This is a genomic window from Actinocorallia lasiicapitis (genome assembly GCF_054778695.1).
In genome coordinates this window covers 1-9,769 of record NZ_BAAGZI010000216.1, presented here as the reverse complement: position 1 = coordinate 9,769, position 9,769 = coordinate 1, and the positions used below count along the sequence as shown (strand labels likewise).

The following is a 9,769-nucleotide window of genomic DNA, read 5'->3' as shown; positions in this document are numbered from 1 at the left end:
GGTCTCCTGGGTCGCGACGCTCTGCCTGCTGGCCCAGGCCGTGCTGAACCTGGGCCGGCGGCGCGTAATCGGGTGCGGCCTGGGCAGACCTCGGGGCGGAGGTCCCGTGAACTCGCTACGCTCGCTCACCGCCGTCCTGCTGCTGTTCGCCGCCGCGTGCTCCGCGAGCTCGGAGACACCGAGCTCGGCGGAGTCGGGGCTGCCCAGCCCCGTCCCCGCGACGGGCGCCGGTTCGCAGGCCCCACCCGTCGCGACTCCGTCCGCGGCGCCGGCCGGCGCGATGCTGCCGTCGGGGTACCGCCCGCTCTGGCCGTTCGCCTCACTCCGCGAGGCCGAGCGCTGGCAGCGCTCCTACCGCGAGGGCGGCCACTCTCCCTGGCATCTGGACGCCGCTGAGACGGCCCTCCAGTTCACCACCGGCTATCTGGGACTCCCAGGCATCGACCGAACGACAAACCGCCGTATCGCCCCCACAGAGGCGCATATCGGCGTCGGTTTCAAAGCCGACGCCCACCCCTCGACGGCCGCGATCATCCACCTCTTCCGCGTCGGCTCGGGACCCGACGCCCCCTGGGAGGTAGTCGGCACCGACGACACCACCTTCACCCTCACCACCCCCGCCTACGGCGCCGCGGTGAACTCCCCGCTCCGCGCGGCCGGCCGCATCTCAGGCGTCGACGAGAGCATCCAGCTCCGCCTCCGCTCCCTCACCCGCCCGACCCCTTTGGGCACCTCTTGCTGCCTCCCCGCCGGCGGCCAGAACACCCCCTGGTCCTACCGCCTCACCTTCACCAAATCCCCAGGCACCCACACCCTCGTAGCCTGGACCGGCGGCCACCTCACCGAAGTAGAACGCTTCACCATCACCGCCCTCCACACCCCCTAACCCCCGCCCCGCCCGGCGACGGTCTTGATCGCGTCGACCTGCGGCAGTTCGACACGATCAAGCCCCGCGATCAGCCGTACGCGATCAAAGACTCCCGCGCTCCCGGACGTCGCGAAGATCGCGTCGAGCTGTGGCATGTCGACCGTTTGACGCCCGCGAAGCGTCGACACGCCGCAGTTCGACACGATCAAGGCCCGCGATCAGGTGTACGCGATCAAAGGCTCCGCGCTCCTGGACGTCCCGGAGATCGCGTCGAGCTGCGGCATGTCGACGGTTTGGTGGGTTTCCGTCGGTCGAGGGGATCTTGTTAGGCGAGGCCGGCGCGGCGGAGGGCGTCGGCTAGGGCGCCGGAGGCCGGGGGGTCGTTGCGGCGCTGGTTCTGTTTGGGGGCGTTGCCGCGGCCGCCGAGGGTGCCGCCGCCGTCGTTGGCGGGGGAGCGGTCGTTGCGGTTGGGCTGGCGGGGCGGGCGGGAGTCGGTGTCGAGGCGGAGCGTCAGCGAGACGCGCTTGCGCTGGAGGTCGACCTCCAGGACCTTGACGCGGACCACGTCGCCCGGCTTCACGACCTCGCGCGGATCCGACACGAACGTGTTGGAGAGCTGGCTGACGTGCGCGAGCCCGTCCTGGTGGACCCCGATGTCGATGAACGCCCCGAACGCCGCGACATTGGTGACGACGCCTTCGAGCAGCATCCCCGGCTGAAGGTCCGTCAGCTTCTCGACGCCCTCCTTGAACGCGGCCGTCTTGAACGCGGGACGCGGGTCACGGCCCGGCTTCTCCAGCTCGGCGAGGATGTCGGTGACGGTCGGCAGCCCGAACTTGTCGTCCACGAACTCCTGCGGCCTGAGGGCCTTCAGCGCCTGGCTGCCGATCAGCGACTTGAGGTCGGTGGCGGTCGTGTCGAGGATCCGGCGGACCACCGGGTAGGCCTCGGGGTGCACGGCGGACGCGTCGAGCGGGTCGTCGCCGCCGGGGATCCGCAGGAAGCCCGCGCACTGCTCGAACGCCTTCGGGCCGAGCCGCGCCACGTCCTTGAGCGCGCGCCTGGTCCGGAACGGCCCGTTGGCGTCGCGGTGCGACACGATCGACTCGGCGAGCCCGGGACCGATGCCCGACACCCGGGTGAGCAGCGGCACCGACGCGGTGTTCACGTCCACGCCGACCCCGTTCACACAGTCCTCGACCACGGCGTCGAGGGAGCGCGACAGCTTCACCTCCGACAGGTCGTGCTGGTACTGCCCGACCCCGATCGACTTGGGGTCGATCTTCACGAGCTCGGCGAGGGGGTCCTGGAGCCGTCGCGCGATCGAGACGGCGCCGCGCAGCGACACGTCCATCCCGGGCAGTTCCTGTGCCGCGAACGCGGACGCCGAGTACACCGACGCCCCCGCCTCCGACACCATGATCTTGGTGATGCCCGGCATCAGCTTGGCCAGCTCACCGGCCAGCTTGTCGGTCTCGCGCGAGGCCGTCCCGTTCCCGATCGAGACCAGTTCGACCCCGTGCTCCTTGACGAGTTTCGCCAGCACGGCCAGCGACGCGTCCCACTGCCGCTTCGGCTCGTGCGGGTAGATGACGTCGGTCGCGACGACCTTGCCGGTGGAGTCCACGACCGCGACCTTGACGCCGGTCCGCAGCCCGGGGTCGAGCCCCATCGTGGCGCGGGTGCCGGCGGGCGCGGCGAGCAGCAGGTCGCGCAGGTTGGCGGCGAACACCCGGACGCCTTCGTCCTCGGCGGCCTGCCACAGCCTGGTTCGCAGGTCGATGCCGAGGTGCACGAGGATCCGGGTGCGCCACGCCCACCGGACGGTGTCGGCCAGCCACTTGTCGGCGGGACGCCCCCGGTCGTTGACGCCGAACTTGCGGGCGATGGCCAGCTCGAACGTGCTGGGCCCGCTCTCGGCCGGCTCCTCCGGCTCCAGGACGAGATCGAGGATCTCCTCCTTCTCGCCGCGGAACAGCGCGAGGATCCGGTGCGACGGCAGCTTCGCGAACGGCTCGTCGAAGGTGAAGTAGTCGGAGAACTTGGCGCCCGCCTCCTCCTTGCCCTCCCGGACCTTGGAGATCAGCTTGCCGCGCGTCCACATCCGTTCGCGGAGCTCGCCGATGAGGTCGCCGTCCTCGCCGAACTTCTCGACGAGGATCGAGCGGGCGCCGTCGAGGGCGGCGGCGGTGTCGGCGACGTTCTCGCCGAGGTACTGGGCGGCGAGGGCCTGCGGGTCCTGCGCGGGGTCGGCGAGCAGGGTCTCGGCGAGCGGTTCGAGCCCGTTCTCGCGGGCGATCTGCGCTTTGGTGCGCCGTTTGGGCTTGTAGGGAAGGTAGAGGTCCTCGAGCCTGGCCTTGGAGTCGGCTTCGAGGAGCTGGGCGCGGAGCTCGTCGGTCAGCTTGCCCTGGCTTTCGACGGACTCGAGGACCGCCGCGCGGCGGTCCTCGAGCTCACGCAGGTAGCGCAGCCGCTCATCGAGGGTGCGGAGCTGGGTGTCGTCCAGCGAGCCGGTGACCTCTTTGCGGTACCGGGCGATGAACGGGACCGTCGAGCCGCCGTCGAGCAGGTCGACGGTCACCTCCACCTGCCGCTCGCGCACTCCGAGCTCGTCCGCGATACGCCGGTGAATCGTGGCCTTGCTGTGCTGCACGCTCAAATCCTTCTCCCCTGGGTGTAGGCGAGCATTCTCCCGCCTCGGCACCCCGGTTGTCAGATCGAACCGCGCGAGTCGGTCCCGAGCAGGGGTGCGGTGACGGCCAGCAGGACGAAGAAGACGACGAAGAAGATCATGATCACTCCCTGGATCAGACGTGCTGTTTTTCGAGCCACTTTCATTCAGCCATGCCAGTGGCTTGCCTGTTAAGAGCCAATAAGGCAAAGTGGCTCTTATGAGCGAAACGCGGTACGTCAGTGGCCTTCAAGTGGCCAGGCTCCTCGGCGAGATCCCGCAGGAGCGGCCCGTCTACGCGGCGCTCGCGCGCGGGCTGCGCGGCCTGATCCAGGACGGCAAGGTGCCGCTGCGCGTCCGGCTGCCCGCCGAACGGGATCTGGCCGCCGCGCTGAGCGTGAGCAGGACCACCGTCACCGCCGCCTACGACGCCCTGCGCGAGGACGGCTTCATCGCCAGCCGCCAGGGCGCCGGAAGCTGGACCGCGCTGCCGCTCGCCCCGCCCGCGCTCGGCGGATCGTCCCGGTTCACCGCGATGCACGGCTCGGTCGAGGGCATCATCGACCTGGGCTGCGCCGCGCCCTCCGCACCGGAGGTCTTCGCCGAGTGCGTCGAGGCCGCCGTCCGCGAGCTGCCCCGCTACAGCCGCGGCGCCGGCTACGAGCCCGGCGGGATCATGCCGCTGCGCGAGGCCGTCGCCGACCGCTACACCCGTCGTGGCCTGCCCACCAGGCCGGAGGAGATCGTCATCACCACCGGCGCGATGCAGGCGTCCGCCCTGCTGTTCCGCGCCCTGGCCAACCGCGGCGACTCCGTCATGGTCGAGCGCCCCACCTACCCGCACGCGCTCGGCGCGCTGCGCGACCGGGGTGTGCGGCTGGTCCCCGTCGGCCTGCAGGACGGCTGGGACGTCGAGCTGATGGCCGCCGGGATGCGCCAGGCCGCCGTCCGCTTCGCCTATCTCATCCCCGACTTCCACAACCCGACCGGCTATCTGATGTCCGAGGAGGACAGGGAGGGCGTGGTCGCCGCGGCCCGCTCCGCCCAGGCCCAGATCGTCGCCGACGAGACCTGCGCCGAGCTGGAGTTCGACGTGCCGCCCGTCCGGCCGATGGCCTGCTTCGACTCCGGCGGCCGGGTGATCTCCGTGGGGTCGGCGTCCAAGCTGTTCTGGGGCGGCCTGCGCGTCGGCTGGATCCGCACGACCATTCCGCAGGCCAATCGGCTGGCATTGGCCCGCGAACCGATGGACATCGGCACCGCGATCCTCGACCAGCTCATCACCATCGAGCTGTTCCGCCGGGTCGACGAGGTCCGCGCCGAACGCTCGAGCCAGCTCCGCGCCGGCCGCGACGCCCTGATCGGCGCGCTCCGCGACCGGCTGCCCGACTGGTCCTTCTCCGTGCCGGCCGGCGGCATGTCGATGTGGGTGCGGGCGCTGGGGCCCCTGGCCGTCCACATGTCGGAGACGGCGCTGCGGCGCGGCGTCCGGTTCGTCCCCGGGCCGGTGTTCGGGGTGGACGGCGTGCTGGAGGACTGCTTCCGGCTGCCGTTCGTCCTCCCGCCCGACGTCCTGGTCGAGGCCGTCGACCGGCTAGCCCTGGCCTACGCCGACCTCGAGCACTCACCCCTCGCCAGGCCCATGCCCGCCTACGTCTGACCCGGTACGGGCCTGCCGCCGCACGGCGGTACCGTTGTCGGTCGGGAGGGATGTGCAATGGTGGGCTGGCTGGCCGGGCTGCTGATCGCCCTGGCGCTCGGGGTCGCCGCGTGGTGCCTGGTGGAGTATCTGCGCAAGCGGCCGATCCAGCGGGCGCACGTGATCGGCATGGCCGTCGTCGAAGCGGGGCTGCTCGCGCAGGTCGTCACGGCGTTCGTGCTGCTCGCGCGTGGTGAGCAGCCCGCGGAGAAGGCCACCTTCATCGGCTATCTCCTCGGCTCCCTGGTCGTCCTGCCCGTCGGGGCCTTCCTCGGCCTGGGCGAGCGCAGCAAATGGGGTTCGGCGGCGGCGGCCCTCGCCTGCCTGACGGTCCCCGTCGTCATCCTTCGTATGCAGGACCTGTGGAATGGCATCTGAACTGTCCTCCGGCCCCGGCCGGGCCCTCGTGGCCACCTACGCGATCTTCACTCTGGCGGCGGGCGCGCGCTCGGCCGTCCAGCTCGTCACCAAGTTCGGCGACGCCCCGATCGCCTACCTGCTGTCCGCGGTCGCCGCCGTGGTCTACCTGCTCGCCACGGTCGCCCTCTGGACGTCACGGCGCGGGCTCGCGCTGACCGCGATCGGCGTCGAGCTGGCGGGGGTGCTCGGGATCGGGCTGTTCAGCGTCCTGGTGCCGGGGGAGTTCCCCGAGCCCACCGTCTGGTCGGACTTCGGCTCGGGTTACGGTTTCGTGCCGCTCGTCCTGCCGATTCTTGGGCTGCTCTGGCTGCGCCGCAGCGGAGTGGCGGAAGCACGCCCCGTGGAGTAGCCGCTACCTTCGGTCACGATGATCGACTGGTTTCAGCACACCATCGTGGACACGAACCGGCTGCGCCTCTTCTGCTTCTTCGTGTTCTTCATCCTCACGTTCCTGTTCATCAGGTTCAGCGTCAGGATGATCAGGGCCGAGGTGAAATGGTGGCCCGGCAATGTGACGCCCGGCGGCGTCCACATCCACCATGTGGTGTTCGGCCTGGTCTTCATGTGCGTCGGCGGGGTCGCCGGCCTGTCCGTGCAGGACCCGAACAACGGCTGGGCCGCCGCCACCGCCTCATTGTTCGGAATCGGCACGGCGCTGGTGCTCGACGAGTTCGCGCTGGTGCTCCGGCTGGAGGACGTCTACTGGCAGGAAGAAGGCCGGATCTCCGTCGACGTCGTGTTCATCGCCGTCGCCCTGACCGGTCTCGCGCTGCTCGGCCTCTCCCCGCTCGGCCTGTCCGATCCGGAGTCGACCGGCGAGGACACCCCGCTGGGACTGGCCCTCTACCTGGTCTTCGCGCTGGTGCTGTCGATCATTTGTATGCTCAAGGGGAAGGTCTGGGCGGGTCTGCTCGGCCTCTACTTCGGCATCTTCTCGATCGTCGGCGCCATCCGGCTGGCCCGGCCCGCCTCGCCGTGGGCGCGTCACCGCTACCCCGAGGACTCCAAGAAGATGGCCAGGTCGATGGCGCGGGAGAAGCGCTGGCGGCAGAAGCTCACCCGCTTCAAGCACTGGTCGCAGGACCTGATCGCCGGGCGTCCCGACGGGCGGTGAGGCCCCCGCGCAGGGGGCCTCGACTCCGTTCCGCGACGGACGTCAGCCGCCGGCCTTCCGGCGGAAGGTGCGCTTCCCGCCGGCCTGGGCGTGCGTTCCATGGATCTTGGAACCGCCCTTGCCGCCGCCGACCCCGCCCTGGCCGCCGTTCTTCTTGCGCTCCAGCGCCTCGCGGAACTGCCGCTTCGCCGCCTCCTCCGGGGTCTCCTCGACCTCGGTCTCATCGGTGATCTGTTCGTCCTGCTCGTGATCAGACATGTGCCCAGCTTGCCATGTCACCGGCCGTGATCTCGACCTGTACGCTGCTGAGCATGGTTGACGGTGGAGCCGGTCTGGGCCTCGAGAAGGCCCCCAACGCTCGTGACCTGGGCGGATACCGCACGCGCGGAGGACGGAAGGTACGTTCCGGCCTGGCCCTGCGGGCCGAGTCGCTGAGCCGGCTGACCGACGCCGACCTGGCCGTGCTCACCGAACTGGACGTCAGGACCGTGATCGACTTCCGCGGGCCGGGAGAGGTCAGATTCAGCGGCGTCGACCGGCTCCCCGCCGGAGTCGAGCACCGGGAACTGCCGATCTTCGCGGCCGACCACGACATCTACGTCACGCTGGCCCCGCTGCTCACCACCGACGACAAGGAACTGCAGCGCAGGGTCCTCGGCGACGGCGGCGCCGAGAAGATCATGACGGAGATGTACCGCTGGTTCGTCTCCGACCCGCTGCCGCGCGCCGCGTTCGCCACGACCTTTCGGCTGCTCACCCAGGGCGAGCCGGTCCTGTTCCACTGCACGGCCGGCAAGGACCGCACCGGCTGGATGGCCGCGATCGTGCTGACCGCCCTGGACGTCCCCGTCGAGACCGTCTACAACGACTACCTGCTGACCAACTACCGGCAGGCCCCGCTGATCGACCTGTTCAAAGGCCCCGACAGCAAGATCGACCCCGCGCTCGTCGAGCCGCTGCTGGACGTCCGGCAGGTCTATCTGGACGCCGCGTTCGAGCAGGTCGACCGCGAGTACGGCTCGTTCGAGGCGTTCGTCAAGGACGGCCTGGGCTGCGACCTGTCCGCGCTGCGCGCCGCACTACTGGAGTAGGCCCGCCTCCACCAGCCGCAACGCCGTCGGCGCGGGGGCCGCAGGACGAACGGGAACCAGGCTTTAACGCCGCTTAACCCGGTTTAAACCGGGCGGGGGTAGGGTCCGGGACGTGTTCCCGAAGATCACGGTGGCCGTGCCTCTGCTGCTCGCCGTCGCCGCCTGCTCCGGCTCGTCGCCGTCGCGGACCCCGCAGCAGGCCGTCGCGACGCCGATCGCCGCGGCCACCCCGTCGGCGGAACCGTGCACGAAGCCCGTCGCCGACACCAAGGCACGCGCCAAGGCCAGGCAGAAACTCACCGCCGAACTGCGCTCCTACGCCACGTCACGGCCCGGACGGATCTCCGCCTACGCCGTCGACCTCGTGTCGGGCGCGTCCGTGGGCTACCGGGAGAACGCCGACGACCAGATCACCGCCAGCGGAGCCAAGATCGAGATCCTGGTGTCGCTGCTGCGGCAGGCGCGGGCGGACCACCGCAAGCTGTCGGTGAGCGAGAAGGCACTGGCCACCCGCATGATCACCGAAAGCGACAACGACGCGGCCGACTCCCTCTACCGGCGGATCGGCACCGGCTCGGGGACGGCCGCCACCTACCGCAAGCTCGGCATGACCCGCACTGAGCCGGGACCGTCGATCTACTGGGGCGGCACCACCACCAGCCCCGCCGACCGGGTCAAACTGATCCGCGCCCTCGCCGAGGACGGCCACGGACTCCACGCCGACGACCGCGCCTACGTCCTCGACCTGATGGGCAAGGTCGTCAAGGATCAGCGGTGGGGGGTCAGCGCCGCCGCGGGCCCCGGCGACACCGTCGCACTCAAGAACGGGTGGACGCCCCGCCCGTTCGTTCACGACACCTGGGCCGTCACCTCCACCGGGCTGGTCACCGGTCCCGGACACAGCTACGCGCTGTCCGTCCTCACCGACGTCCAGCCGGGCGAAGGCAGCGGGATCAGCACGATCGAGCACATCGCCGACCTGGTCGAGAAGCGGATGCCGGGGCTCGCCGCGACCACCGACCGGCCCTGCTGACCCCTCCGTCCCAGGGGAAGCAAACCGGTGAGGGTCTGGTTGAATCCCGTTATGACGACGCAGCCCGAGACGGACCGCATCCGGTTCAAGCCAGGTGATCTGATCCTGCACCGCCAGTTCACCGGCGAACGGCTCGTCTTCGTCCGGCTCGTCCGGGTCGTCGACCACGACGAACGCGGTCTGCGCCTCTGGATCCCGAACGGCACCGTGATGTCCGCGACCATGACCGCCGACAACCGCGGGCTGCGCGACATGTCGTTCGCCGAATGGATCGAGGTCGAACGCCGCCTCACCGAGATGACGTGGCGCGGCCCGAACATCTTCATGTTCATGCCGCCGGACGCCGGGCACAGCGTCCTGTTCTTCTGGCATCCCGCCGAGGAGTTCTTCGGCTGGTACGTCAACCTCGAAGAGCCGGGGGTCCTCTGGCAGGACGAGACGGCCGCCGGCATCGACATCACCGACCAGGACCTCGACATCTGGGTCGACCGGGACCGCACCTGGCACTGGAAGGACGAGCACGAGCTCGCCGAACGCCTCGCCTACCCCGACCACTACTGGGTGAAGGACGAGCAGGCCGTCCGCGACGAAGGGCTGCGCGTCGTCGCCCGGATCGAAGCGGGGGAGTTCCCGTTCGACGGCACCTGGACCGACTTCCGGCCCGAACCCGGCTGGGAGGTCCCCGCGGCCCTGCCCGACGGCTGGGACCGGCCGCGCGCCGTCTGACACCCGAACCGTCCGACACCCGATGCGCCGAGCCGGTTGACCCATCGGCTCCGATGACCTAGGCTCGTTCCTTGTGCCCCTGACGGGTGCGGACATCGATGCGGTCTTCGGATCGGGATGGCCGACCGAGCGGGCCGAACCGCCAGA

Annotated in this window: 12 protein-coding genes; 8 read left to right on the top strand and 4 right to left on the bottom strand. The window is 70.3% G+C overall.

What is annotated here, in order from left to right:
* A partial coding sequence (locus tag ACYVE7_RS21665; protein WP_460366811.1) for a hypothetical protein occupies positions 1-886 on the top strand: 886 nt, incomplete at its 5' end.
* Here ACYVE7_RS21665 and ACYVE7_RS21660 read toward each other — a convergent pair.
* The 3 genes from ACYVE7_RS21660 to ACYVE7_RS21650 form a co-directional block, all read right to left on the bottom strand.
* Complete coding sequence (locus ACYVE7_RS21660) at positions 883-1,023, bottom strand: hypothetical protein (protein WP_460366810.1); 141 nt, start codon at positions 1,021-1,023, stop codon at positions 883-885. The genes ACYVE7_RS21665 and ACYVE7_RS21660 overlap by 4 nt on opposite strands.
* A 170-nt stretch (positions 1,024-1,193) precedes the next feature.
* A complete protein-coding gene (locus ACYVE7_RS21655) occupies positions 1,194-3,521 on the bottom strand; it encodes a Tex family protein (protein ID WP_460366809.1) in 2,328 nt (775 codons plus the stop codon).
* Positions 3,522-3,580: 59 nt separating this feature from the next.
* The gene (locus ACYVE7_RS21650; RefSeq protein WP_460366808.1) at positions 3,581-3,706 is read right to left on the bottom strand and encodes a hypothetical protein; all 126 of its coding nucleotides are present in this window, start codon (positions 3,704-3,706) and stop codon (positions 3,581-3,583) included.
* Between the two features lie 53 nt (positions 3,707-3,759).
* Between ACYVE7_RS21650 and yczR the strand changes: the two genes are divergently transcribed.
* From yczR to ACYVE7_RS21630, 4 genes are read left to right on the top strand one after another with little or no spacing between them, the layout of a single operon-like run.
* Positions 3,760-5,199 carry a MocR-like transcription factor YczR gene (gene yczR, locus ACYVE7_RS21645; RefSeq protein WP_460366807.1) on the top strand — a complete coding sequence of 480 codons (1,440 nt, stop codon included), beginning with the start codon at positions 3,760-3,762 and terminating at the stop codon, positions 5,197-5,199.
* A gap of 57 nt (positions 5,200-5,256) precedes the next feature.
* A complete protein-coding gene (locus ACYVE7_RS21640) occupies positions 5,257-5,616 on the top strand; it encodes a hypothetical protein (protein ID WP_460366806.1) in 360 nt (119 codons plus the stop codon).
* Complete coding sequence (locus tag ACYVE7_RS21635; RefSeq protein ID WP_460366804.1) at positions 5,606-6,007, top strand: hypothetical protein; 402 nt, start codon at positions 5,606-5,608, stop codon at positions 6,005-6,007. Before ACYVE7_RS21640 ends, ACYVE7_RS21635 begins: the two co-directional genes overlap by 11 nt.
* An 18-nt stretch (positions 6,008-6,025) precedes the next feature.
* Entirely contained in the window at positions 6,026-6,772 is a 747-nt protein-coding gene (locus ACYVE7_RS21630) for a hypothetical protein (RefSeq protein ID WP_460366803.1), read from the top strand.
* 42 nt (positions 6,773-6,814) lie between these two features.
* Here the strand turns inward: ACYVE7_RS21630 and ACYVE7_RS21625 are convergent, their stop codons facing one another.
* Entirely contained in the window at positions 6,815-7,030 is a 216-nt protein-coding gene (locus ACYVE7_RS21625; RefSeq protein WP_460366802.1) for a DUF5302 family protein, read from the bottom strand.
* A 53-nt stretch (positions 7,031-7,083) separates the two neighbouring features.
* Here ACYVE7_RS21625 and ACYVE7_RS21620 point away from each other — a divergent pair, with 53 nt between their 5' ends.
* The 3 genes from ACYVE7_RS21620 (at position 7,084) to ACYVE7_RS21610 (ending at position 9,622) form a co-directional block, all read left to right on the top strand.
* Positions 7,084-7,863 carry a tyrosine-protein phosphatase gene (locus tag ACYVE7_RS21620; protein WP_460366801.1) on the top strand — a complete coding sequence of 260 codons (780 nt, stop codon included), beginning with the start codon at positions 7,084-7,086 and terminating at the stop codon, positions 7,861-7,863.
* Between the two features lie 112 nt (positions 7,864-7,975).
* On the top strand, positions 7,976-8,896 hold the full coding sequence (locus ACYVE7_RS21615; RefSeq protein ID WP_460366800.1) for a serine hydrolase: 921 nt from the start codon (positions 7,976-7,978) through the stop codon (positions 8,894-8,896).
* 51 nt (positions 8,897-8,947) lie between these two features.
* The gene (locus ACYVE7_RS21610) at positions 8,948-9,622 is read left to right on the top strand and encodes a DUF402 domain-containing protein (RefSeq protein WP_460366799.1); all 675 of its coding nucleotides are present in this window, start codon (positions 8,948-8,950) and stop codon (positions 9,620-9,622) included.
* Positions 9,623-9,769: the final 147 nt, after the last annotated feature.